We start from the raw sequence: 24860 nt of genomic DNA, 5'->3' as shown, positions 1-24860 counted from the left end.
CGCAGCAGACCCATTCATCATGTTTGAAATTGCCCTGTATGAGCCGGAAATCGCCCCCAATACCGGCGCCATTATCCGACTCTGCGCCAATAACGGTTGCCGCTTGCACCTGATTGAACCGCTTGGTTTCGACATGGATGAGAAGAAGCTCCGCCGGGCCGGACTCGACTACGCCGAGCTGACCACCGTCACCCGCTACCCGGATTACGCGAGTTTTCTGGAAGCGATGGCGGGCCGACGGGTATTTGCCCTGACCACCAAAGGCAGCCGCCCCCACACCGAGCCGCAATACCAGGCCGGTGATGTGCTGCTGTTTGGCCCGGAAAGCCGCGGCCTGCCGGAAGCGGTGCGGGAAGCGATCCCCACCAGTCAGCGCATTCGCATCCCCATGAAAGCCGACGCCCGCAGCCTGAATCTGGCCAACGCCGTCTCCATCGTCAGCTATGAAGCCTGGCGCCAACTGGACTTCGACGGCGCGCTCTGAGACGCTGCCGCCATAGCCCCATACCGAGGAAGCCACCATGTCACTGCAGGACCAGCTGATGAAAGCCGGGCTCGTCAGCAAACACGACGCCAAAAAGGCCAATAAAGACAAACACCGTGCCCGCAAAGCGGGGAAATCGGTGGTGAATGAAGCCAAGGCTGAGGCCGCACAAAAGCGCGCTGAACAGGCCGAACGTGACCGCCAGCTCAACGCCGAGCGCAAAGCGGAAGCGGAGAAAAAGGCCCTGCAGGCTCAGATCCGCCAGCTGATCACCGTCAACGCTCAGCCCCGCGATAAGGGCGACCTGGCCTACAACTTCTCGGATCAGGGCAGCATCACCAAGATCTACGTCACTCCGGCACTGCAGCAGGGGCTGATCAACGGCCAACTGGCCATCGCCAAGCTGGGCCAGGAGTACTTCCTGATCGCCGCGGCGGTCGCAGAGAAAGTGGCCCAGCGTGATGCCAGTGCCATTGTCCTGCTCAACGACAAAGCCAGCGACCAGCCGGATGAAGATGATCCCTACGCCGATTACCAGATCCCTGACGACCTGATGTGGTAACCCAATAGCGATAAAAAACGCCCGCAGACGCGGGCGTTTTTTTATGGGGTCATTCGTTAACCGGTTGATTCCAAAGCCCATTGATTTAACCAATCGACCACATTAAATTCCCCAGTTCGCAATATTTTCTGCCCGGCTTACCCATTGCTCTGAATTGAGTTTTAGCTTTGCGCCCGGGCGGTTTCCAAGGACGTTTCAAACCTGCAGGAGCAGCACAATGCGCCTTTCCAAAGTCGCCCTAAGCCTGATGGCCATCACCGCCCTGTCTGGCTGTAGTGGCAGTGACGACAATACGCAAATCACCCCGCCGCCGGAGCCGACTCCGCCCCAGATCCTCAGCTTTGCCATTGAGGGCATCGCCACCGACGCACCGGTTGCCAATGCAACCATCACCGCCACACTCGGCGACCAAACCATCACCACCACCGCCGATGATGATGGTCTCTACACCCTCGACTTCGAATACGAAGAGGGCACTCTGAGTGGCGATGAGATGGTGTTGCTGAGCGCCCAGGGTGAAGGCGATCAGGGTCATATCGAACTGGTCAGCCAGCTGGGATCATTTGAATCACTGAATGAGCAGGCTGGCGACGACGGCGTGTTGGCCCAGGATGAGTCTTCCCGTACCGCCATCACCCAGGTCAGCACTGCGCTGCACCTGCTGGCTGAAGACACCGGCGTTGAGCTGAACAGCGATGAAGCGCTGGCCGAGGCGGAAGCCCAGGTGGAAACCGAAGCCCTGCTGGAACTCAGTGCCGTGATTAAGGTACTGGCGGACAACCCGGACTACACGCCGGAAACCGGCACCATCCTGGAGCTGCTGACACCGGAAGGGGAAGAGAGCGTCGAAGAGGCGGTGAACAGCTATCTGGCCGATAATGGCCTTCTGGACGAAGAGGGCGAACTGACCGACGCCTTTGAGGCCGCCTTCGAAGAAGCACTGCAAGAGACCGTTAACGACCCCGCCGTGACGCTGGCGTTTACCGCCGAAGAACTGTTGGGAACCAACGTCTACACCACCTCCGTTACCCAGGGCTGGGTGGCGCAAAGCGGCAATGTGTTGAACTTTGCTGCCGACGGCACCGCCACTCTGGGCGACCCCGGCGTCTACGGCTACTTTCTGGGCACCGATGTGAGTGCAGAGTGGGCCGTCAATGAAGCCAATCGTCTGGTGGTGAACTACGGCGACAATGAGCAAGAGAGCTACCCCTACCTGACGCTGGCCGACGTCACCGAGCATTGGGGACAAGCTGCCGCGGACACCCTTGCCCCGATTTGGCAGGAAGGCTACCTGCGCGTTATTGAATCAACCGATGCCGTCAAGTTCACCAAGCTGACCGATGGCGCAGAAAGCAAAGTGGCGGTGGAAATCAGCCAAACCTTCACCCTGGACCCGACCTCTGCCGGTCTGGCCTGGGAGGGTGAACTGCCCAGCTATCAGGAGATCGAACTGGAATCCGCTGGCGTTCTGCATCTGGGCAATCAGGTCAGCACCCTTTGGGACAGCGCTCCGCAAGGCACCTGGGCGCTGCCGATGGTCACCAGCATCCAGGGCTTCTATGACAACCAGGCTTACGACTACCTGGTTCACAATGAGGTGACTCTGGCCGAAGGGGGCTCGGTGCTGGACAAGGCGGGTGAAGCCCGTGGCCAGTGGAGCTATGCCGACGGCGTTCTCACCATCGCGTCCGGTGACTGGACCGTGAGCTACCAGCCCTACGCCCAGAGCGACGCGCTCTACAGCGCCATTGTCTCCATCTCCAAAGGGGAGTTTGAGCAGTCTAATGTGGCCTGGATCGCCCAGTACGATCAGGACAACGCCTCTCTGGCCGATGACCTGATTCAGGAGATGCCCTATGTGCTGGGCGCCTGGATCAACAGCTGGATCGCCAGCGAAGGGGACCCGACCCGTCCGGACTTTGACACCGTCTATGGTTACACCTTTGCTGAAGATGGCAGCCTGAGCTGGACTTTCGGCACCTACACCGATCCCACCAGTGGTGAATACGTTGAAGACCAGGGTTACTTTGAAACCTACTACAACGCATTCCAGCACTGGGAGCAGGTTGGGGATCACGAGTACCAGCTGACCGGCAAAGAAGTCTGGGAAGGTTGGGCTACCTACAGCCGTGAGCGTAGCTGGACCGTGATCAACACCTTAGCGGATGGCCGCCACCTGGTGCTGGAACGCTCCGTGCGTACCTTGGACTACATCGATGAGGGTCAGCAGGACCAAACCGGTCCCTTTATCTTCCCCCGCATCAACGTCCTCAGCCCGGTGGACCTCTCCCAGTTTGAGGAGGAGTACCAGCGCAGCGAAGAGTACGGCACCCTGACTGGCGTCAGCAGCGACCGTGTTGATGCCGTGCGCATTCAAATGCTGGATAACGCACCGCGCCAGTAATGGCCTTGCGCGACCAACAAAAACGCCCGCAGATGCGGGCGTTTTTTTTGTGACCGGTTGCGGGCTCAGCGGCCAACGCCTTTGAGCACGATCTGATCCAAACCGTCCCCGAACGGGTCGATGTGGGTGTCGTTGATAAAGCGCAGTTCGCCCTTCTCTTCGATGCGGATGCGCAGGCCGTAGCGGTGATTCTCCACCAACTTGGCCGGGTCATACTGCAGGGCAAACGCGAACGGCGGCGGCCCCTGGATCTCGAACCGGTTTTCACTCACCACCTCGGCGGGCGCGTCGGCGCGGGACACATCCTCCAGCGCCACCAGCATGGTGGTGCCCGGGGTCAGCAAAATGCGTTCACGATACAACGCCTGTCCGGTAATGGTTTCCATGCTGGCACTCTCCTGTTGAGGCGCGGAGCTGGGGGCTTCGCCACCACAGCCGCCGAGCAGGGCACCAATAGCCAGCAGCGCTGGCAGTTGCCATTTCATCCTTTCTCCTCCTCCGGTCTGTCCGGCACTCAGTATAGGGGTTAGCGGAACGCTTGCTCCGGTTGCACCACCAGCGCCCGGTAATGCGGCGAGTTGGTTTTATCCGAGATCACGTCGATCTCCACCTTAACGGCCTTGGTATCATAGTCAATCTCGTTGATTTTCCCGATGATACTGGCCCCTTCGAACAGGTGGATGGAACCGCCAAAGGTGAACATGGTGTCCCGGTCAGACTGATACTCCGCATTGGAGGTGATCGGGCTGAACCAGTCGTAACCGCGCTCTTTGCCGTACTCCCACAGCTGCTGCACCGTCATCGCCTTTTCATCGATCTTGTACTCCACCGCGCGGCTGTAACGCTCGGTTTTGAAGAACGGCTGGCGATAGTGGCGACCATCGCCATTATCGAACACGGTGAGGGTGCCTTTGTCACTGAGCCAGGCGGTATGCTGAGTGTAAGAGAAGTCGAAATCCCCCTCGCACACCCCTTTCACGGTGCAGTCCAGCGGGTTGCCCTTGGCGTCCACCGGGGTCAGCAGTTTGTCGGCCAGCTCGCCGCTCCAGCCAATGCTGGCGCTGAGGATCCACTTCACCTGCTTGTCGCGGCCAATCTTGATGGCGCTGGCCTGATGGCGCGGGGAGATGATGATGCTGTCGTCGCTGGGGTCATACGCGATGGAGTTGACGTGGGCCCAGTTACGACCGGCCCCCACACCCACCGCATCACCAAAGGGCGCATCCGGTTCCAGCACCACGGCCTGGCCTTCCGCGTCCACGTTACGGCTGACGCACACGGCGGAAGCGTCCAGCGCTTTGATCAGGTCATCCCGCAGCGGGTCGAGGATGACCGGCAGGTCCCAGACGTCCAACAGGTTGCCGCTCTTATCCACCTCGATAATGTGGTCACGCACGGTGTGCACCATCTGGCCGTCGTCACGCAGATAGTTGCGTTTGGCGACACGCAGCAGCACGGTGCCCTGCGGGGTCTCCACCGATTCGTGAGAGGCGTCGATAAAGCCACGGGGTAACTTCTGATCGTGGGCAAAGCGGCCCATCAGGTCCATCTCATACCAGCGCTGTCCCTGCACAAAGGTGTAGCTGCCGGTGGCGGTGGGGTTGATGCCCATCAGGTAGCCGCGGCGATCCACATCGTGGTTCTTGCCGTCGTACAGCGCATCCTGGCTCAGCCACCAGCGGTACTCACCCTGGGTATCGATGATGTAGGTCATCGGGATGGCATCAAAGGGCATCGAGCCCCCCGCCGGGTTGGCGTCCAGCAGGCCGGAGCTGGCGTCCTTCAGAGCGCCCCAGTGCAGGTCAGAGCCCTGCGGCAGCAGGGTGTGGCTGTTGACCAGATAGAGCCGGTCCTCAAACCCCGGTGCCACGGTTTTGACCTCCACCGGCTGCAACTCGGAGGTGGAGCGGTTATCGATGTAGCGGTTCTGCAGGCTGCCGGTCAGGATGCGGTAGTGCTCCTCCACCGGCTGTCCCGCCATCTGATAGCGCACGGTCACGTTGTTGAGGTGGTTGGCGTAGAGACCAAACACCGGAATGCCATCGTGGGTCAGCAGGCTGTGACGGCCCACGGGGTAGTCAATGCTGACGCCCTCCGGCCCTTTGCCTTCCACGGTGACATGAACGTCGGAGATCGATTTCCCGGCCAGTTCAATCACCGCGGTCAACGGTGCTGTGCCGTAGGGATCCACCACAACCGCTCCCAGTTTGCCGACTGCCGGTGCCGGGGGCAGGCTGACCGCCGCCGCCGAACCCATGATCCCCATCGCCGCCATGGCCAGGACCACACGCTTCAACATGATGTCGCTCCTTAAATTCGGTTAACGCGCTACAAGCTAACCTCTTTTGAGCGGCACATCGGTGACCGGTGCCCGGGCCAACGGTAAAAAAAATCAAAGCATGACGCAGCGCACAATCCGGCCCGGAGAAAAGGCGCAGGGTGGCGATTAAAACGGCACTTTCATCGCCTGACAGAGAAACCGCATAAAGGGATCAGCGCCCTCGTAGGCCTCCTCCATCAGGTCGAGCAGTCCCTCCCCCATCACCTGCTCATCCGCCAGCGGCATCACCCCGATAAAGTCTTTGCGCTTGAGGTCCTCCAGCTGGGGGTGGTCCTTGTCATAGCCCTTGGGGGGCCGCACCAGGCTGGTGCCGGACAGGCTGAACCGACTGCAGAATTCGCCGTCATCCCGCGCCGCCAACCAACGGATGGGGGAGCGATCAATGGCCTCCCGAATCGCTGCCAGCGACGGGGAATCCGGCCGCCAGCACCCCACCCCCAGCAAACACTGGCCCGGCTCGATATGCAGGTAGTAGCCCGGGGCGTGCACATCCTTGCCCAGATCATGGCGGAACTGGATGCCGACATTGGTTTTGATGGGGGTTTTATCGTGGGAAAAACGGGTGTCGCGATAGGGCCGCATCAACGAGCCCCCCACCTTTTTGGCGTCCGCACGAAAACGGGGGGCGAAGCTGGCCAGACGTGGCGCAAAGCTGGCGATGAGGTCCAGCGCCGGGCCACGCACACAGGCTTCGTAACGGGACTTATTGGCCTGGAACCAATCGCGGCTGTTATTGACGCGAAGTTGCTCCAGAAATTCGAGGGTTTCAGGGCGGATATAGGGGATCACAGGCTGGCTCCGGTTTGACGATCTATGCTCAATCTTACTGTACCGGAACCGCTGCGAAATGGACCCGGGTTCCTGAGCTTGGCCGAATCAGGGCAGAACCTGATCCCGGTCAAATCCTGACCAGGCCTGCACCCCTATAGTCAGAAGTGCACCTGATGGATTTAGGACAACAGGAGGCATACATGCCCGAGCATCGCATCGAACAGATAAGGAATGCGGCTCTGATGGGTCATAGCGGCAGCGGCAAATCCAGCTTGCTGGAAGCCCTGCTCTATGGCGCCAGAGCCATCAGTCAACGTGGCAGGGTCGACGACGGCACTAACCATGCCGACTTCACCCCCCAGGAAAAAGCCCACCACCACAGCCTGGAAGCGTCCTTCCTCTCCCTCGACCACAACGACATCCACATCAATCTTATCGACACCCCCGGACTGCCCGATTTCTTTGGCCGCGCCCAGCTGGCGATGCCTGCCGTGGAGAGCGTCCTGCTGGTGATCAACGCCAGCCGTGGTATCGAACCCATTGCCCAGCGCGCCTTTGAAGAGGCCCGACGCCAGGGCAAATCGATCCTGATTGTGGTGAATCAGATGGATGGCAATGAAGCCCAGCTGGAGAGCGTACTGGAACAGATCCAGACTCAGTTTGGCCATGGCTGTCTGCCCCTGAACCTGCCGAAAGCCGATGGTACCGGCGTGGTGGACTGCTACTTCAGCCCGGATTACGACACCCCGACCCGCTTTGGCGATGTACGCAGCTGTCACGATGCCCTGATCGACACCGTGGTCGAGCAGGACGAAGCCCTGATGGAGATCTACCTTGAGCAGGAGGAGTCGCTGACACCGGAGCAGCTTCACGCGCCGCTGGAAACCGCCCTGCGCCACGGCGAGCTGGTGCCGGTCTGCTTTGCCAGTGCCGAACAGCAGATGGGCATCAACCACCTGCTGCAGATCCTGGCTCAGGTCCTGCCCAACCCGCAGGAAGCCAACCCGCCTAATTTCGTCAACGGCTGGGGTGATGAGGCCAAGCCGGTCAAACTGACGCTGGACGAAGCCGGCCACCTGCTGGCGCACGTGTTCCGGGTCAGTATCGACCCCTACGTGGGTCGCCTCGGCGTGTTCCGTATCCACCAGGGGGTGCTGCGCACCGGCCAGAAGCTGTTTATCGGTGCCGACCGTAAGCCGATCAAAGTGGCCCATCTTGTGAAGCTGCAGGGCAAAGATCAGGTGGAGGTCACCAGTGCCGGCCCCGGCGACATCTGCGCCCTGGCCAAGATCGACGGCCTCGAAGTGGGTGCCATCCTGCACGACCACCACGAGGAAGATAACTTCCATATGGTCGATCAGGACCTGCCCCAGCCGCTGTTTGGCCTGGCGGTTCGGCCCAAGCGTCGTGGCGACGAACAGAAGCTGGCTGAAGTGCTGCATAAGCTGGTGGCGGAGGATCCGAGCCTGCAGATCAGCCACGATGGGGTGGACAACGAAACCGTGCTGCAGGGCCTGGGCGATATGCACGTGCAGATCGCACTGGAGAAAGCCCAGCAGGTGTTTAACCTCGATATGGACACCCAGAAACCCTCCGTGGCCTACCGGGAAACCATCACCAACAGCGCCGAGTCGCGCTACCGCCATAAGAAACAGTCCGGCGGCGCCGGTCAGTTTGGTGAAGTGCATCTGAAAGTGGAACCCCTGCCGCGCGGCAGTGGCTTTGAGTTCACCTCCAAAGTGGTGGGTGGCGCCATCCCCAGCCAATTTATCCCGGCCATTGAGAAAGGGGTGAAAGAGGCGATGCGGGAAGGCATCCTGGCCGGCTTCCCGATGCAGGACATCCGCGTGGTGGTGCTGGACGGCAAACACCATCCGGTGGACTCCAAGGAGATCGCCTTCCATATGGCAGGCAAGAAAGCCTTCCTGGAAGCGGTGATGGCGTCCAGTCCGGTACTGCTGGAGCCAATTGTTGATATGCACGTGCAGGTGCATCAGGACAAGATGGGTGACATCACCGGCGACCTGAGCGCGCACCGCGCCATGGTGTGCGGCACCCAAGCCCTGGCCAACCAGCAGGTGGACATCAACGCTGAAGCCCCTCTGGCGGCGCTGGACGACTACGCCACCCGGTTAAAAGCGATGACCGGCGGCGAAGGCCAACTGTCGATGGCGTTCAGCCGTTACGAAGTGGTGCCGCCCAATGTTCAGCAGCAGCTGATGGCCCATTAAGCGCAACGCGCTTTTCCTCTGCGGCGGCCTCGGCCGCCGCTTGTTTTTCCCCGTGTCGCCACCTAGAGTCATCCCAATTCCAACCACTTAGGATGCTGCCATGAAAGCCTGGCTGGCCCTGCTTGCTGCCCTCGCCCTGCCCCTGTCGGCGCAGAATTACGACCCCAACGCCCTGTTCGCCATCAAACAACTGAAGATTGGCCAGATCAGTGACCACACCGGGCTGACCGGCGTCACCGTGCTGCGCTTTGATCAGGGCGCCACCGCCTCGGTGGACGTGCGGGGCGCCGCCCCCGGCACCCGCGAAACCGACCTGCTGAAACCGGAGAACCTGGTGGATAAGGTGCACGCCATCGTCCTGTCCGGCGGCAGCGCCTTTGGCCTGGACGCCATGAGTGGGGTTGCCCGCCAACTGGAGTCCGAAGGGATCGGCTTTAACACCGGCGTGGCGCGGGTGCCCATCGTCACCGGTGCCGTGCTGTTTGACCTGGTGGTGGGCGACCCCAAAGCGCGCCCGGACGCCGCCATGGGCCAAGCCGCTGCCAAGGCCGCCAAGCGCAGCGGCCTGACCGAGGGCAATGTGGGCGCGGGCACCGGCGCCAGCGTCGGCAAGATCCGCGGCATGGAGCACGCCACCAAATCCGGCCTCGGCGTTTACAGCGTCCAGCTCGACAGCGGCCTGGTGGTGGGCGCGGTGGTGGCCGTGAACGCCTGGGGCGATGTGGTGGACCGCAGCGGTCAGCTGCTGGCTGGCACCCGCGACGAGAACGGTTTTATCCCCGGTACCGCGCTGATCTTCCAGGGCGCCAATGAACCCGGATTTGTCGGCAAGAACACCACCATCGGCGCCATTGTCACCAACGCCACCCTGACCAAGGCGGAAGCGCTGAAAGTGGCGCAGATGGCCCACGATGGTTACGCCCGGGCCATCCGCCCGGTGCACACCATGAACGACGGAGACGCCATCTTTGCCGCCGGCACCGGCGAGCTCGGCCCGGTCAACATCAACACGCTCGGGGTGATCGCCGCCGAGGTGATGGAAACCGCCATCCACCGTGCCGTTCAGGCGGCAGAATCCGCCGGTGGCCTGCCCGCCGCCAGCGACGTCGCCAAGATGAACAAATGATCACGTTGCGGGGCGGGGGGATGCCGTATCATGCGGTTTTTACCCGCCCCGACCGTGCCCATGCTCCACACTCTGCAAACCCTGGTCACTGACCTCAGCCCCTACCTGCATCAATACGGCTACCTGCTGTTGGCGCTGGCGATCGCCGTCGAGGGATTCGGTATCCCCGCCCCGGGCCAAGCGCTGCTTATGGTGTCCGGCGTGCTCGCAGCCGATGGCGAACTGGCGCTGCACTGGGTGTTGCTGGTGGCCGCCATCAGCGCCTTTGGCGGCAATCTGGTGGGGTACTTCCTGGGCCAGCGCGGCGACCGTTGGCTGCGCCAGAAGGGCTGGCTCTCCGCCGCCACCGAAGCCCGCCTTCACCAGTTCATTGAGCGTCACGGCATCGCCGTGCTGCTGTTCAGCCGCTTTATCGAGGGGCTGAAGCAGACCATGGCGCTGGGCTGCGGTCTGGCCCGCATGCCACTGCGCGCTTTTCTGTTGGGCAATGCCCTCGCCACGGCGGTGTGGGTCACCCTGTTTGGCCTCGGCCCCGCCCTGCTCTGGCATGAGCGCCAACCCCTGATGCAGTTCTATCAGGCTCACCACAACCTGACCTGGGGCGTCGGGGCGGCAGCAGTGCTGACTCTGGCCCTGACCTGGCGGTGGCGACAGCGTCGCCAAGCCACGCTGTAACCGCAAAAAAAGGCGCCATCAGGCGCCTTTTTTCTCTTTCGGGAAGGGGGTCCAGAACACTACCGACCCATCACCGCCACCCCGAACAGGTAGGGGTGCGCCAGCAGAAACGCCACATACAGGGCCAGGGCCACCACCGCCACCAGCAGTTCATGGCGGCCGCTGTAGTCATTGCGGCGCTGGCTGCGGGAGCGCCAGATCGCCAGCAGGCTGTAGCCAATAAAGCCGCCAAACAGCACCAACGAGGCCAGGTCGCCGTTGGCCAGCAGATGGGCCAGAGCCCAGATCACCACAGACCACAGCATCGGGTTGGGGGTCAGCCCTTTGAGCTTGCCACCAAGCAGGTAGGTCACCATCAGGTAGCAACTGGCCAGCATCAGCAGCGGCGCCAGATGCCGGGTCCAGACCGGCGGCACCCACACCGAGTGGTAGCTGGCCTGGCCCTTGCCCCACACCACCAGCACTAAAGCGGCCGCCGACAGCAGGGTAAACAGCCCCTTGTACAGGGGCTCACCCATCGCCCCACTGAGGCGGTCACGCAGGGCGGTGCCGGGCACCAGATGGAGAACGATAAACGCTGCCATTCCAAGGGTCAGGGCCAACATAGTCGTGTCCTCTCAGGCGGCCGTCAGAACCAGAAACCGTGGTCGCTGATGGCCACTTCCGCCACTTCACCGTACTGGGCCGCGACGCCACGAATGGCATCCGCCTGGCCCACCAGCACAAACTGTAGATCGGCTTTGGGGAAATACTTGGCCACCAGCGCCTGAGCCTGCTCCAGGGTCAGGGCGTCCACCTGCTGCTGGAACGCGTTCACCTGGGCATCGCTGAGGTCATACAGGTACATCTGCCCCAGCAGCCCGGCCAGCTGCCCCGAGGTTTCGTAGCGCGGCGGGAACTGACCCTTTACGTACGCTTTGGCGGACGCCAGGGTGGCTTCGTCAATGCCCTGCTGCCACAGACGCTGGTAGGTTTTCAGCGCCAGGTCGATCGCTTCCTGAGTGGTTTCGGTGGCGGTAAAGGTGCTGATCTGGAAGCTGCCCGCTTCACCGTAACTGGTGAAGCCGGAACGGGCCCCATAGGTCAGGCCGGCGTTAACCCGCAACTCATCGTTGAGCCAGGAGGTAAAGCGACCGCCGAGGATGGTGTTGATCACCTGCAGACCAACGTAATCTGGGTTGTCCCGGGCCACACCCGGGCCGCCAATCAGGAAGGTGGTTTCGCGGGCGTCGGGCTTGTCCACAAGCAACACCCGAGCCTGCTGCGGTACCTTAACCGGCTGGTTCAGCTTGGGCGCGGTCGGGGTGTCGCCATCCCGCCAAGTACCGAAGCGCTGCTCAATGGCGCGAGCCATGGCATCGGCATCGAAGTCGCCGGCCACCACGATGGCGGCATTGCGCGGCTGGAACCAGCTGCCGTGGAACATGCGCAGGTCAAACGCGTCCAGCTGGGACAGGCGGGCACCGTCACCGACGGTGGTGTTGGCGTAGGGATGGTCGCCGTAGTACAGCATGTCGAAGTACTGACGGATCACCGTGCGGGGGCTCTCTTTCTGCTGCGCCAGCATCGCCACGTAACGGTCCCGCGCCTTCTTCACCTCGTCAGAGGGGAAACTGGGGTGTTGCAGCACATCCGCCACCAGGTCGAGCATGGTGTCGGTGTCCTTGGCCAGGAAACGGGCATTGACGGTGGTGCCCTCTTTGCCGGCACCGGCAGTCAGGCTGGCACCCAGGCCATCCACCAGCGCTTCCAGCTCCGCCTTTTTCATCTTGCTGGTCCCCAGCAACAGGCTCTCAGCCGTCAGCGCCGCCAGACCCGGCTCACTGTCGTTGACCGCGCCGGCACGCACCACCGCATTCACGGTGATCAGCGGCACCTGATGGCGTTCCATCAGGTAGACGGTCAGGCCGTTATCCAGAGTGCGAACCTGATACTCAGGCAGGGCAAACTTTGGCGTCGGCGCCACGGCTACGGGGGCCGGGGTCGGGTTAGTGGTTTTCGCGGGCTGAGCCGGTTGTTGGGTCGCGGAGCACCCGGCCATCACCAGCGCGCTCATCAGCATCATCTTGGCTTTCATTGGTCGGTGTCCTCCTCCGCGGCCAGCACCCCGACGGTGCGGCGGGCTTTAATCAGGTATTTCTGCGCCACCTGCTGAATCTGCTCAGCAGTGACCGCCTCATAGGCTTGCGGCGCGTTGAACAGGGCGCGGTAATCGCCAAAGAACAGCTCGTAGGTGCCCAGGGTATTGGACTTGCCGTTGATGGTTTCCATGGTGTCGTAGAACGCCATCAGCTTGCGGTTCTTCACCTTATCCAGCTCAGCCTGAGTGACCGGCTCGGCGGCCAGACGGTTCACTTCGGCAATCATCGCCGCCTCAAGCTGCGCCGCATCCACACCTGCCGCCGCTACGGCGTAGAGGTAGAACAGGTTGGGGTCGAAGCTTTCCGGCATATAACCGTCAACGCCCAGCGCCAGTTGCTTATCCACCAGCGCGCGACTGAGGCGGCTGCTGTTGCCGTCGATCAGCAGGGACATGGCCAGATCCAGCGCGTGGTAATCGGCGCTGTCGGTGGCCGGAATCTTGTAGGCCAGCATCAGGTTGGGGGTCGAGACCGAGGGCTTCTGCACGTACACCCGGCGTTCGCCTTTCTGCTCCGGCTCCACGGTGCGCACCGCCGGTGGCGGGGTCTGGGCCGGGATCGGGGCGAAGTACTGTTGAGCCAACGCATTGACCTGTTCAAAGGTCACGGCGCCGGAGATCACCACCACGGCGTTGTTGGGGGCGTAGTAGGTGCGGTGGAAGTTGACCAGGTCATCCTGGGTCCAGGCGTGGATGTCGGACTGATGACCGATCACCGGGGCGCTGTAGGGATGAGCCCGGAACGCCACGCCCTTCACCTCTTCCTGCAGCATTCGCCAGTTGGAATTTTCCAGGCCGGTGCGACGCTCGGAGTCCACCACGCCACGCTCGCTCTCCACCATGGCGGGGTCGATGGACAGGTTGGCGATGCGATCCGCTTCCAGCTTAAAGATGGTTTCCATGGCATCGGCCGGGAACCAATCGGTGTAGACCGTCAGGTTCTCCGTGGTGTAGGCGTTGTTGGCGCCGCCCGCCGCTTCCATGGTGCGGTCAAACATCTTCGGGCCGAACTGTTCGGAGCCGTTGAACATCATGTGCTCAAAGAAGTGGGACAGGCCGGTAATGCCGGGCACTTCGTTGCGCGAGCCCACTTTCCAGAACAGGTACATATTGGCGTTCGGGATGGTGTCATCCTCGAGCACCAGGATGCGCATGCCGTTGGCCAGATCCAGAGTCTGAACCTCGTCGGCAGTGTTGGCCTGGGAGAGCGGGCTCAGTGCCAGCCCCAGCGCCAGGGTCGCCAGGCGGATCCCCATAAAGCACTCCTTGTGACGGTATTAGGTCAAAGTTTGATTGAGCATAATGCCACCAGCGGGATCAGTGTCCAACCGGCTGAGCAAGATTTGGGCAGAGAAAATAGCAAATGGTTCAGTACGTTGCGAACGTCAGTCAACGCAAAAAGGGCAACCCGGTCCACTCATGGCTTCGAATACGGTACTGCAGCCAGTCGTGGCCCTCTTCGGTAAAAGCCCCCTCCAGACCCATCCCGACCTTCTCCAGCACCCGGATGGAGCCCGGGTTGGCACAGCGGGCGCGGCCAACAATGCTGCCGAGGTCAAACCGCTCGAATCCCAGTTGCAGCGCCAATTGCGCGGCTTCGGTCGCCAGTCCCCGCCCCCACAGACGCCAGGGCAGGCGGTAGCCCAGATCCACCTCACCGGCGGCCCGTCGCAAGCCACAGAATCCGGCGTACTCCCCCTCGTGGGTATAGAGCGACCAGCGGCCAAACCCGTGGCGCTGATAGTGATCGTAGTGTTGGATAAAACGCAGGGCGTCGGCTTCATCGGCAAAGGGCCGGTCACCGGTATGCTGTACCACCCGCGGGTCGGCATTCATCGCCATAAAGCCCGCCGCATCTCGCGGCGCAAAGCGATACAGTGACAGCCGGGGCCCGCGGATGAGCGGAGTCACGGCGCATTGCCCAGTGGGTAACCTGCCGAATCAAACCGGGCCCGGGCCTGCAGCAGGTCGTCCCGTTGCTCCGACTCCTGAGCCAGAGCCTGGTCCAGCTGAGCCACCAGCTCGGGCGCCAGTTGCCAGATCGCCTCGGCCAGTTCACTGTCCGGCACCGCGTGCAGAAACGCCTGATGCAGCAGCTGGCCTGCGGTGGCCAGGTCCCGCTCCGGCACCTCGCCATCAAAGTGGGCCAGCGCCAGTTCAAACATCGCCCGGGGCAGGCGACCGTACTGGATCGCTTCCTGATAGAGCGTCACGGCGGCAGCCGGGTTGGTGTCCACGCCGTCACCATCAAGGGTGCGCTGGGCCAGATCCGCCAGCGCATCGGGGTAGTGCTGGGCCGCAGCCTGACGCAGCCAGCTCAGGCCCGCTTCCGGGTCTGCATCGCCGCCCTCCCCGGCAAACAGCATCACCGCGAGGTGGTACTGGGCGTGGGGGTAACCGGCCAGCGCCGCCTGCTCAGAACAGGCCCGGGCCTGAGCCAGGTCGGGTTGGCCCAGCAGCCCCTGGTAGTAGAGCACGCCAAGGTTGGCCATCGCTTCCGGCTGGTCCTGCTCTGCCGCCAGCTTGAGGTAATGCTCCGCCTTAAGCGGGTCCTGGCCATACCCCTGACTGCCCGCCAGATAGAAGTAACCCACCAGGGCCAGGGCATCGGCCACCCCCTGCTCTGCCGCTTCGGCAATCAGCCGGACCGCAGCCTGGGGGTCGCGCTCACCACCGTAGCCGTTCAGCAGCGCCACGCCATGCTCAAACCGGGCGGCGGGGTGCTCCTGAGCGGCACGGCGGAACCAGTAAGCCGCCTGTTCCAGCACCCGGCGGGCATCGCTCAGGTCGGGGATCTGCCCATCGTTGGCCAGGGCATAAGAGCGCGCCCGCTCCTGCTGCATCAGCGACCGCGCCTTAAGCGACAGCCCCACCAGATACTGGGCTTCCGGGTCATCCTCCATCACGGCGCGGTAACAGAGCTCCCTTCCTGCCACCACGTCCACCGGCTCAAACTGCCACTCCGGCACCGCTTCATCCGGGTGCAGCAGGGGAAACACCTCGGCACACAGCCTGGCGGTGTCCTTGACGCTTTTGCCCGCCAGCTGCACCAGTTGCTCCAGTGACAAATGGTACTTCTCCGGGTGCGCCCCCTTGTTGCCGTCGCCACGCAGCTTGTGCAGTTTGCGGGCCAGGCGCATGTCGATCACCTTGGCCCGGGCCAGCTGCTCGATGCGGTCATACAGATTCTTGCTGTGGAACTCCAGCTCCGCCCGCTCCCCCAGCCAGGTGGTGAGACGATGGGCAATGGAGCGCAGGTGAACCAGCGCAAAGGTGGGCACGTCCAGGCAGTAATTACGGGCCAGGCGGTAGTCATCTACCAGGCGGCGGTCGAGTCGCCGCACCAGCTCCAGATCATTCATTTTGCGTCCGTTATGACACGTGAGGGGGGCATGGCCTCGATAGTAACAGCTTCGCTCCGGCGCGCCAGCCCGTTGCTCAGGCGGGCTGGCCCGGACCGGGAGAGAAACTTTATCGCGATCCGCCTCACAACTTTGGATCGATTCGCGATCTGGTGCGAAAGCGGCGGACTTTTGCCCCCTCCCAGCCCCCGAAAATGGCCCTCAAAACCCCTTTTTGCGGAGAAAACTTCCTCCATCGGCCGGTCACGGCAACGCCGGTTCAGCCGGCGTAACCTGAGCCTCGATGAACACAGAGGATTTTGGGAGAGAACCATGTCGAGCAGACGCTCCTTTTTGAAATACGGCGCCGCCCTGACTGCCACCGGGCTGACCGTTTCCATGCCGGCCAATGCCGCTAAAGACGCCCCCCAGTGGGACGAAGAAGTGGATGTGCTGGTTATCGGTTCCGGTTTTGCCGGCCTGTCCTGCGCCCTGAACGCCAAGCGTGAAGGCCTGGGCAACATTCTGGTACTGGAAAAGATGCAGGTGATCGGCGGCAACTCCGCCATCAACGGCGGCTGGTTCGCAGTACCGCGTAACCCGGTGCAGCTGGCTCAGGGCATCAACGACGACAGCCCGGAAGAGTTGGTCAAAGACCAGCTGATCGCCGCCCGTGGTATGGGTGACGAAGCCAAGCTGCGCAAAATCGCCAACCACGCTCTGGACTCCTACAACCTGTGTGTTGAGTCCGGCGTGAAATTCAAAAAGGACTTCAACATCCAGGTGGGCGGCCACAACAAGGCCCGCGCAGTGCGCACCCAGCACGGCACCGGTGGTGACATCACCTCCAAGCTGTACGAAGTGGCCAAAGCGGAAGGCGTGGATTTCCGTCTCCAGCACTTTATCGAAGACCTGGTGGTTGAAAACGACGTGGTGACCGGTGTCGTGGTTCGTCGCGGCTACCGTTTCCCGGACGAGAAAACCGGCCACACCCTGCGCATCAAAGCCCGTAAGGGCGTGATCCTGGCTTCCGGCGGCTTTACCCGCAACATGAAGCTGCGCGCCATGGTGGACCCGTCTCTGGATCCGACCCTGGACGGCACCAACCACCTGGGTGCCACCGGTGAAGCGATGCTGTCTGCCATGGGCCACGGTGCTCTGGCGGTACACCTGAACATGATCCAGACCGGCCACTGGGGCTCTCCGGACGAAGGCGGCTTTGGCTGGTCCAACGCGCTGCTGTCCATCGGCTGGCACCAGGGCATCTCCGTCTCCGTACTGAGCGGCAAGCGCTACATGAACGAGCGTGCTGACCGTCTGTACTGCTCCACCCGCATCATGGCCAACCGTTACGAAGACGGTTCCCCGGCCTACCCGCTGGTGTTCATCAACTACGACAAGTACGGCAATGACGAGCGTGTTACCCGTGCCCTGCGTGATGAGATGGCGTGGAAAGTGGACAGCCTCGAAGAGATGGCTGAGAAGTTCAACGTGCCGGTGGCCGAGCTGAAGAAGACCGTTGCCCGCTGGAACGAGCAGGTGAAGCAGGGCGTTGACCCGGACTTCGACCGCAAGATGGACACCGCCGAAGAGCTGAAAGCGCCGTTCGTGGTATCCCGCATCTGGCCGAAAGTGCACTACTGCATGGGCGGCCTGAAAACCGACATCGATGGTCGCGTGCTGAGCGCCAAGACCCTCGAGCCGATGAAGGGCCTGTACGCCGCCGGTGAAGTGTCCGGTGGTACCCACGGCGAAGCCCGTCTGAGTTCCTGTGCCTGCCTTGAAGGTCTGGCCATGGGCTTCATCGTACCCAAAGCCATCAAAGCCGACGCCTGAGGAGACCCACCATGAAACAACTGTTGATTAGCCTGGGCCTGGCGCTGGCACTGACCTCTGGCGCCCAAGCCGGTGAGCTGGTGGCAATGAAAGGCAAACTGGAAGGCCGCAGCAACCACGCTTTCCTGTACGAAGACGGCTGTAACGGCTGCCACACCGGCAACGCCAAGAAGTACGTTGACGACCAGTCCTGCATCGAGTGTCACGGCACCATCGACACCATCGAGATCACCACTGAGCTGGTACTGGAAGAAGCCAACCCGCACAAGAGCATCCACTACGGAAATGGCGCCAGCTGTCTGGCCTGCCACGCCGAGCACGAAACCAAAGCGCCGGTTTGCTCTGAGTGCCACCGCACCTGGTTTAACGAGCGTTAAGCCCTGCCTCGGGCCCGTCTAGACGGGCCCGAATCTTTTTAAGTAATACCGAAAATAATACGGAGAGATGATGATGAAACCCGTAGCCCTGATCCTGACCGCTCTGCTGGCAGGTAACGCTTACGCCGGCCATGGCGAGCACGCGTTCAAGATGGAACAGCGCCCGTACCAGCAACCGACCGCCATCCCGTACGACTACAGCCCCTACTCCCCACAGACCACCATGCCGGAGCAGTGCCGTGACCCGCTGGTGGAGCAGTACATCGCCGACTGGGAAGCCGGCAAGATCGACTTCAACACCATTACCGCCAACGACTCCATCGCCAAGGACCAGCGCTTCTGTAAGGGCCTGGACAACGACGGCAACATTCTGGAAGTGAAGGGCTGCGACCTGAACAACGCGCCGGTAGGCTACCTGTGGAAAGAGCTGGCCGATTACCCGCTCACCATCGGCATCACCAACGGGGGCAAATCGGATCACGAGCCGCACTTCCACGGTCAGCCTGAGTGTTACTACGCGGTCAGTGGCCGTGCACGCACCCTGGCGGACGGCGAGTACAAGTGGATGGAGAAAGGCATGTACTTCTACATCCCGGGCAACACCATCCACAACACCCCGATCACCGAAGAGGAAGGCTTTGGCGTGCTGTACTGGTACCCGAAAAACGCCCACTTCGACGGCTTCAAGTACTACTGGCGTAAGGACGTGAAGAACCTGCGCGTGGCAGAAGAAGCGTTCGACCGCGTCGACATCATGCGTAAAGCCGCCATGGGCCTGGGCCCCTACGGCACCAACGAAGCACGCTTTAAGTAAGCGTTATTCGGTCGCCACGGATGGCGACGTCCCCGCCCCGCACTGTCCGGCTTGCTGGCAACGTTCACAACGGTTGAAGGTTTCGCCCAGCTGGCGGTAGTAGAGATGCACCCGCATCCCGATGCGCTCAAAATCGGCCAGTTCCATCTGCTGCCGCCACTGATAGGGCAGAAACACCTTCTGCAGCTGCCGGAACAGGGTGTAGCGCTTCTCTTTCAGATAGGTGTTGTTGATCAGCTGGCTCTGATACGCCGACAGCGCCCCACTCAGGTAGAAGGTGATCGCCTGAGTCAGTTCCAGTACCTCCTCCTCCGTGGCCACCAGGTCGCCGGATTCCACCGCTTCGACCACGTATCCCTTAATCGCGCGCCAGAACAGGTTGATGCGGGTCTCGAAGGCTTTCACCTTCTCCGGGCTGGCCCGGCGCCACACCATCGGGTTCACCGCCACCTGCCGCACCAGGTTGAAGGTCGGGGCAAAGTGGGTGGCTTCAAAGGTGAACATGATGGGGATCAGCACCCGCTGGATCGGAGTCAGGTCCGGATACTGGGCTTCAAACGGGGCAAAGTGGTTGCTGGTGGCGTTGCGCAGGAAGCAGCACACCAACAGGTCTTCCTTGCTTTCGAACAGCTTATAGAGGGAGCTGTTGGCGATGCCGGCATGGTTGGACAGATCAGAAATTTTGAACGCGATCAGGCCCTGAGTCTCAATCAACCACTCAGTCGCGTTTAAGATCAATTGGCTGCGCTCAAACTGCGCTTCCGTGCTGGGGCATTGCATCCGCTGAATCCGGTTAATGATGTCGGTCACGGAGCATAGCGAGAAGCCCCCGACGATTTCGTCGAGTGCTTCACAAAGGTAAACCGGTCACAACGCTATGGGTGCGGGTTTGTTGCGATTCTGCGAGCCAATCGACGTGCCAGTACGCCCTGTCGGTGGCGGGTCAGGGGGTAACGCCAGGCCAGCAGCAACATCGGCACCAACAGCAGGCAGGGCCAGACCACAAAGCCCAGCTTCAGTCCGGTCACCGCTTCCCCCTCCAGCACCCCCTTGCCGGTAAAGCCGTACAGGGCCGGGATCCCCAGCGCAATGGCGCCGCCGATGCCCTGATTAAACTTGGTGATCAGGGCCTGAAAGGCGAACAGGATGGCGGCCCGGTCCTTGCGGTTTTTCCAGCGGTCGTAGTCCACCACGTCCGCCAGCAGTGATGGCAGCGCCAGAGACGACAACCCAAGGAAGAAGCCGAACCCGGTCATCAGCGCCATCATCGGCTTCAGCGAATCGGGCCCCGGCTCCAGGGTCAGCACCGCCAGCAGACAGACGATCATCCCTACTCCGGACAGGGCCCAGGCCCGGTGTTTATCCACCCGTTTGAGCAGCTGCAGCCACAGGGGCATCCCCGCTGCCATCGCCAGCGTCATCGGCATCGCAATCTTGGCGATGGCATCGGCGTGCCCCAGATAGAAGCTGGCGTAGATAACAAACAGGGAGGAGACCGCCCCGGTGGCCAGACCAAACAGCACCTGGGTCAGCAGGAAGTATCGCAGCGGGGCGATGGTGGAGAGCGCACCCAGCAGGTCCCGCAGGCCGGGGCGGGCCCGACTGGGGTGACTCGGCTCCGGCACCGCCCGCCACATCAGCACCAGTCCCAGCGGCAACGCCACCGCGATAAAGCCCGCCAGCAGGGCAAACACCTCGTCAGTAAAGCCGCTGCGACCCAGCAGTATCATCGGGCTGGCCATAAACAGCAGCCCCCCGAGAAAACCCAGCATCTGTCGCCATAGCACCACCCGGCTGCGCTCCTGATAGTCGTTCGACATCTCAGCCGCCAGCGCACTGTGGGGGATCTCCACCGCCGTCCAGCCCAGCGTCACCAGCAGGTACCAGCCCACCAGATAAGCCACGCCCGCCTCTTCGGGCGGCTGGAATAGAGGCCAGATCCCCAGCAGCACCAGCACCACCCCGAGCGCCATCCACACCTTACGGCGGCCACTGCGGTCTGAGAGCCAGCCCAAAATGGGATCGGTCAGGCCATCAAACAGGCGCGCCACCAACGTGGCGGTGGCCAATCCGGCGGCCGTAACGGCGGTGGTTTCCAGATAAAAGGCAGGCAGCATCGCCGCAGTGGGCGACATCAGCATCGACAGGGGCAGGTTCAGCAAGCCGAACAGCAACAGCTGACGGCGGGGCAATGAGGTCGACATGTGGGGGGAGCTCAAAAACAACAACGGATGGCCGCGGCCATCCGTTTTTCGATTACGCCTCGGAGGCTTCGTGCATCACGCTGGCGGCTTCTTCGGTGGCCAGCTTGGCCAGGTCTTTGTCGACCAGGTAGAGGCCCTGACCATCGTTGCCGACCAGCTCGAGCTTATCGAGGATGGACTTGAACAGCTTCTCCTCCTCGTGTTGTTCCGCCACGTACCACTGCAGGAAGTTGAAGGTGGAGTAGTCCTGGTTGGTAAAGGCGGCGTGGGCCAGCTCGTTGATCTTGCGGGTAACCAGCTGCTCGTGCTCATAGGTTTGGGCAAACAGCGCGGCCAGGTTGTCAAACTCGTGCTCAGGCGCTTCGATGGCCCCCAGCATCGGCAGACCGCCAGCTTCGCTGACGTAGGTGAACAGACGGCGCATGTGCTCCATCTCTTCATCAGCATGAGCACGCAGGAACAGCGCTGCGCCCTCGAACCCTTTGTCCTCACACCAGGCACTCATCTGCAGGTACAGGTTTGAGGAAAAGAACTCCAGATTAATCTGCTCGTTAAGCTTATCGACCATCGCTTTAGACAGCACGGTTGTCTCCTTAATCGTTTGCGCCTTGTTGGCCAACATAGTCTCAGCAAACCCGCTGGGATTCAAAGAAAAGTGGGTTAACCGGACACGTTTTTCCCGCTGGGTGACGGCGTTGGCAACTGAAGTTCAATCCGCGCCCGGAGCGTAAAGAATCACTAAGGGCTGAGTACGGCAGTAGGCGGCAAACGGATCGGCAATGGCGGCTGGAACGCCTGCCGCGTCCGGCACGACAAACCCCAGTGAGCGATAGAATGGCTGAAGATGAGGCAGGGAGAAGCACCACAGCGGTTGGGGTTGGCTCAGCACAAACTGCATCAATTGCCGGGCCAGGCCCTGCCCCTGGCAATGCCGCGCCACCTGCAGCGCCCGCAGCAACCAGGCATCACCACGGGGACTGAGCCGGGCAGCAGCAATGATGGTGCCGTCGGCATCACGCAGTACCGCGATGCGCTCATCCCGACGGGCCCGCTCTTTCTGACCTTCCGCAGCATAGAAGCGGCTGGCCAACGGGGCCTGCACGGGGCTGAGCCAGTGCGCGCTGATGCCATTCACAGCGGCAACGCTACACTTAAAAGGGAACGGGAACAGGGGATCAACGATGACCGCCGAGGTTGAAGAGCGCCGCCGCGGTGAGCGGCGCGACGGGCAGGACCGGCGCCGCATTCGCCGCTTTGGCTTACAGGGACAGGATCGGCGCCACCGGCTTGGGCGGCGCAGTACGGATCCGTCACCGTTCTGAGGCCAACTCAGCCATGGCCGCTTTGACGTAGACATCAAAGCGGTTCTTCTTAGTGTCGATCACCATGGTCGGGGCACGGTCTGCCAGCGGCTCAGCGTAATCCGGCCGCTTTACCACCACCCGCTTTTGCGCCAGTTGCAGGGCCGGAGCCAACAGGCCGTCGGCGTCCATATCCGCGCCCACCAGCTCCTGAAACACCCGCATCTCTTTCTTTACCTGGGCCGACTTGGCCCGGTGCGGATACATCGGGTCAAGAAACACCACATCAGGCTGCAGGTCCAGCTCGGCCAGCGCTTCCAGGCTGTTGCCGTGGAACAGGCGCATCCGCTCGGAGACCCAGGGACCGATCTCAGCATCGTCGTAAGCCCGACGCAGCCCATCGTCCAGCAGGGCAGCCACCACCGGGTGACGCTCCACCAGGGTGACATCACAGCCCAGGCTGGCCAGGACGAAGGCATCCCGCCCCAAGCCGGCGGTGCCATCCACCACACTGGGACTGGCCCCGCCCTTCAGGCCCACGGCCTTGGCAATGGCCTGACCGCGGCCGCCACCAAATTTGCGACGGTGTGCCACGGCGCCGCCGACCAGGTCCACTTCAATGGCACCCAGTTTAGGTTGATGACGATCGTAGAGGCGTAAGCGGTCCTGCTCCAGCGTCAGCCGGAACGGGGCGTCTTCACAGTGATGCAGCTGCCAGCGTTGAGCCAGTTCAGCCAGACGCGCCGGCTGTTCACTGCCGGGGTCAAGATAGATGGTGGTGGACATAGGGCTCCCATGGGTGATCAGCGGGAGAGTAGTGGATCACCGGGAGCCCTGCAAGCGGCGGGTTTAGGCGGCGTTCGGCGCCTGGATGGCCACTTCCGGCAGAGCCGGGTATTGACGCAGTGCCTCACGGCAGCGGGTACGCCACTCGGTATGGCCTTCGGCCAGGCCGGCACCGGCCAGCAGATTGGCCAGCGCATCCAACAGACCGTCGGTTTCCGCCAGCTCCGCAGTCGGGGCCAGGGTTTGACGGCTGGATTGCAACTGGAAGCCCAGCAACAGGGCACGGGCACGAGCGACCAGAGTGCTGCACTCGGCTTCGCCAACCGCCAGCAGGTTCTGCTGACGGGCGTCCTGCAGGATCCCCTCCAGCGCTTTCACCAGCTCTTCCACCAGCGCACGCAGCGCCAGCTGACGCTGGTCAGCGGCACGACGCCACAGCTCGGTGTGGCTTACCAGCAGTTCCAGCTGGGCCAGCACGTCATCGCGCAGCAGGCGTACGCGCTCAGAGGCCAGCAGGGTAACAAAGCGTTCCATCGGGGTCAGTTCCATCTCGTTGAGACGGGCGATCCACTCGTGACGCTGTTGCAGGCTGATCTGAACCAGCGCTGCCATCATGTCTTCTTTGCTGAGGAAGTGGCCGTACAGTGTGCCCACGGAGCATTCTGCCGCGCGTGCGACGTCCGCCATACGAAAGTCCAGGGCTCCCTTGCCCCGGGCAGTGACCAATGCCGCCGATAAGATGCGCTGTTCCCGCGCTTTGAACAGTTCCGACTTGTTCATTAGGTTGTCCCTTTATTCAAACTGGGTCCCATCCGCAGCGCCATCTCGCTGCCCTTTTGGGATGGGTGATATGAAATCAAAAAGCGCGCTGCCCAACTGCGCGGAAGATCACACAAGTCGCTTAAATAACTCTTTCAGAACAGTCACTTGTGCATACCTCTGGCCGATTGTACCGGGTCAGGTCAACGTCACCGCCCCTAACTGTCTCATTTCGGTACGAATTCGTCTGTGCGCCATGTGGAGAAGAATATTCTTCGACCCGCAATCAGTGCGATTGCGTGATAACCGGAGGCAATAGCAAGCCGGCCCAGGGTGCGAGATCCTAGGCAACCTGAGAGCGAAGTTCAATCAGACCAAGGTGAGGACTGTGGCACAGGGCAGCCTCAGGGCGCCCGGTCATCGGCAAACCAATAACGCAGCAACAGCCGCAGGGTTTGAGGCAGCATCAACACCACCCCCAGTCCCATGACCAAACCGGGGTCTAACCCGGATGCCCGCGCCGTGGCGGTAAATAAGTAGTGATAAAGCCCCAGCAGGGCTAATCCCCAGCCCAGCAGGTTGGTGGTGACCAGGGCCCAGCCCCAGCGCTGCAAAAACGCACCCATGGCAGACTCCAAAGCAACATCCTGTCGCTGAGGGTTAAGGTGCCTATGCACCGCAGCAAAATCAACCTAATCGTTTGAATAA

The 24860-nt window shown here is 61.9% G+C and carries 24 protein-coding genes; 9 read left to right on the top strand and 15 right to left on the bottom strand.

Translation table 11 applies throughout. The features are described from left to right. The first annotated feature begins 19 nt into the window (after window positions 1-19). The 3 genes from FBAL_RS00445 to FBAL_RS00435 all read left to right on the top strand — a co-directional run bounded on the left by FBAL_RS00445 (window position 20) and on the right by FBAL_RS00435 (window position 3450). Window positions 20-484 (top strand): tRNA (cytidine(34)-2'-O)-methyltransferase, encoded by a 465-nt coding sequence (locus tag FBAL_RS00445; RefSeq protein WP_013343602.1) that lies wholly within the window; start codon window positions 20-22, stop codon window positions 482-484. 37 nt (window positions 485-521) lie between these two features. After that, the gene (locus FBAL_RS00440) at window positions 522-1046 is read left to right on the top strand and encodes a DUF2058 domain-containing protein (RefSeq protein ID WP_013343601.1); all 525 of its coding nucleotides are present in this window, start codon (window positions 522-524) and stop codon (window positions 1044-1046) included. A gap of 217 nt (window positions 1047-1263) precedes the next feature. Beyond that, a complete protein-coding gene (locus FBAL_RS00435; RefSeq protein ID WP_013343600.1) occupies window positions 1264-3450 on the top strand; it encodes a carboxypeptidase-like regulatory domain-containing protein in 2187 nt (728 codons plus the stop codon). Between the two features lie 65 nt (window positions 3451-3515). On the opposite strand, the gene FBAL_RS00430 is transcribed toward FBAL_RS00435, so the two are convergent. The 3 genes from FBAL_RS00430 to FBAL_RS00420 form a co-directional block, all read right to left on the bottom strand. Next, window positions 3516-3935 carry a YbaY family lipoprotein gene (locus FBAL_RS00430; protein WP_013343599.1) on the bottom strand — a complete coding sequence of 140 codons (420 nt, stop codon included), beginning with the start codon at window positions 3933-3935 and terminating at the stop codon, window positions 3516-3518. A 41-nt stretch (window positions 3936-3976) separates the two neighbouring features. Beyond that, window positions 3977-5749 carry an aryl-sulfate sulfotransferase gene (locus FBAL_RS00425; protein WP_013343598.1) on the bottom strand — a complete coding sequence of 591 codons (1773 nt, stop codon included), beginning with the start codon at window positions 5747-5749 and terminating at the stop codon, window positions 3977-3979. A 147-nt stretch (window positions 5750-5896) separates the two neighbouring features. Further along, complete coding sequence (locus tag FBAL_RS00420; protein ID WP_013343597.1) at window positions 5897-6580, bottom strand: DUF2461 domain-containing protein; 684 nt, start codon at window positions 6578-6580, stop codon at window positions 5897-5899. A gap of 182 nt (window positions 6581-6762) precedes the next feature. Here FBAL_RS00420 and fusA point away from each other — a divergent pair, with 182 nt between their 5' ends. The 3 genes from fusA (at window position 6763) to FBAL_RS00405 (ending at window position 10594) form a co-directional block, all read left to right on the top strand. Continuing rightward, window positions 6763-8793 carry an elongation factor G gene (gene fusA / locus FBAL_RS00415; RefSeq protein WP_013343596.1) on the top strand — a complete coding sequence of 677 codons (2031 nt, stop codon included), beginning with the start codon at window positions 6763-6765 and terminating at the stop codon, window positions 8791-8793. Window positions 8794-8893: 100 nt separating this feature from the next. Further along, the gene (locus tag FBAL_RS00410; RefSeq protein WP_013343595.1) at window positions 8894-9919 is read left to right on the top strand and encodes a P1 family peptidase; all 1026 of its coding nucleotides are present in this window, start codon (window positions 8894-8896) and stop codon (window positions 9917-9919) included. A 30-nt stretch (window positions 9920-9949) separates the two neighbouring features. Continuing rightward, on the top strand, window positions 9950-10594 hold the full coding sequence (locus FBAL_RS00405) for a DedA family protein (RefSeq protein ID WP_013343594.1): 645 nt from the start codon (window positions 9950-9952) through the stop codon (window positions 10592-10594). A 59-nt stretch (window positions 10595-10653) separates the two neighbouring features. Here the strand turns inward: FBAL_RS00405 and FBAL_RS00400 are convergent, their stop codons facing one another. From FBAL_RS00400 to FBAL_RS00380, 5 genes are all read right to left on the bottom strand, one after another. After that, window positions 10654-11199, bottom strand: a complete 546-nt coding sequence (locus FBAL_RS00400; protein WP_013343593.1) for an NnrU family protein — start codon at window positions 11197-11199, stop codon at window positions 10654-10656. Between the two features lie 23 nt (window positions 11200-11222). After that, on the bottom strand, window positions 11223-12671 hold the full coding sequence (locus tag FBAL_RS00395) for a M16 family metallopeptidase (RefSeq protein ID WP_013343592.1): 1449 nt from the start codon (window positions 12669-12671) through the stop codon (window positions 11223-11225). Further along, window positions 12668-13990, bottom strand: a complete 1323-nt coding sequence (locus tag FBAL_RS00390) for a M16 family metallopeptidase (RefSeq protein ID WP_013343591.1) — start codon at window positions 13988-13990, stop codon at window positions 12668-12670. Before FBAL_RS00390 ends, FBAL_RS00395 begins: the two co-directional genes overlap by 4 nt. 133 nt (window positions 13991-14123) lie before the next feature. Beyond that, window positions 14124-14645, bottom strand: a complete 522-nt coding sequence (locus FBAL_RS00385; protein WP_013343590.1) for a GNAT family N-acetyltransferase — start codon at window positions 14643-14645, stop codon at window positions 14124-14126. Then, window positions 14642-16096 carry a DUF4145 domain-containing protein gene (locus tag FBAL_RS00380; RefSeq protein WP_013343589.1) on the bottom strand — a complete coding sequence of 485 codons (1455 nt, stop codon included), beginning with the start codon at window positions 16094-16096 and terminating at the stop codon, window positions 14642-14644. Before FBAL_RS00380 ends, FBAL_RS00385 begins: the two co-directional genes overlap by 4 nt. A gap of 312 nt (window positions 16097-16408) precedes the next feature. Between FBAL_RS00380 and FBAL_RS00375 the strand changes: the two genes are divergently transcribed. From FBAL_RS00375 to FBAL_RS00365, 3 genes are all read left to right on the top strand, one after another. Further along, window positions 16409-17911 carry a flavocytochrome c gene (locus FBAL_RS00375; protein ID WP_013343588.1) on the top strand — a complete coding sequence of 501 codons (1503 nt, stop codon included), beginning with the start codon at window positions 16409-16411 and terminating at the stop codon, window positions 17909-17911. An 11-nt stretch (window positions 17912-17922) separates the two neighbouring features. After that, a complete protein-coding gene (locus FBAL_RS00370) occupies window positions 17923-18288 on the top strand; it encodes a cytochrome c3 family protein (RefSeq protein WP_013343587.1) in 366 nt (121 codons plus the stop codon). Between the two features lie 70 nt (window positions 18289-18358). Continuing rightward, a complete protein-coding gene (locus FBAL_RS00365) occupies window positions 18359-19102 on the top strand; it encodes a cupin domain-containing protein (RefSeq protein ID WP_013343586.1) in 744 nt (247 codons plus the stop codon). Window positions 19103-19105: 3 nt separating this feature from the next. Here the strand turns inward: FBAL_RS00365 and FBAL_RS00360 are convergent, their stop codons facing one another. From FBAL_RS00360 to FBAL_RS00330, 7 genes are all read right to left on the bottom strand, one after another. Then, complete coding sequence (locus FBAL_RS00360) at window positions 19106-19882, bottom strand: TetR/AcrR family transcriptional regulator (RefSeq protein ID WP_013343585.1); 777 nt, start codon at window positions 19880-19882, stop codon at window positions 19106-19108. 95 nt (window positions 19883-19977) lie between these two features. Beyond that, entirely contained in the window at window positions 19978-21306 is a 1329-nt protein-coding gene (locus tag FBAL_RS00355) for an MFS transporter (protein WP_013343584.1), read from the bottom strand. 52 nt (window positions 21307-21358) lie between these two features. Further along, window positions 21359-21889 (bottom strand): non-heme ferritin, encoded by a 531-nt coding sequence (gene ftnA, locus FBAL_RS00350; protein WP_013343583.1) that lies wholly within the window; start codon window positions 21887-21889, stop codon window positions 21359-21361. 126 nt (window positions 21890-22015) lie between these two features. Then, entirely contained in the window at window positions 22016-22441 is a 426-nt protein-coding gene (locus tag FBAL_RS19420) for a GNAT family N-acetyltransferase (RefSeq protein ID WP_013343582.1), read from the bottom strand. Window positions 22442-22616: 175 nt separating this feature from the next. Then, the gene (locus tag FBAL_RS00340) at window positions 22617-23393 is read right to left on the bottom strand and encodes a class I SAM-dependent methyltransferase (RefSeq protein ID WP_013343581.1); all 777 of its coding nucleotides are present in this window, start codon (window positions 23391-23393) and stop codon (window positions 22617-22619) included. Between the two features lie 63 nt (window positions 23394-23456). After that, window positions 23457-24173 (bottom strand): TetR/AcrR family transcriptional regulator, encoded by a 717-nt coding sequence (locus FBAL_RS19415; RefSeq protein WP_013343580.1) that lies wholly within the window; start codon window positions 24171-24173, stop codon window positions 23457-23459. Window positions 24174-24556: 383 nt separating this feature from the next. Further along, window positions 24557-24778, bottom strand: a complete 222-nt coding sequence (locus FBAL_RS00330; protein WP_013343579.1) for a hypothetical protein — start codon at window positions 24776-24778, stop codon at window positions 24557-24559. Window positions 24779-24860: the final 82 nt, after the last annotated feature.

This window comes from Ferrimonas balearica DSM 9799, assembly GCF_000148645.1.
GTDB classification, from domain to species: Bacteria; Pseudomonadota; Gammaproteobacteria; order Enterobacterales; family Shewanellaceae; genus Ferrimonas; species Ferrimonas balearica.
This window is presented reverse-complemented; position numbering and strand designations above follow the sequence as displayed.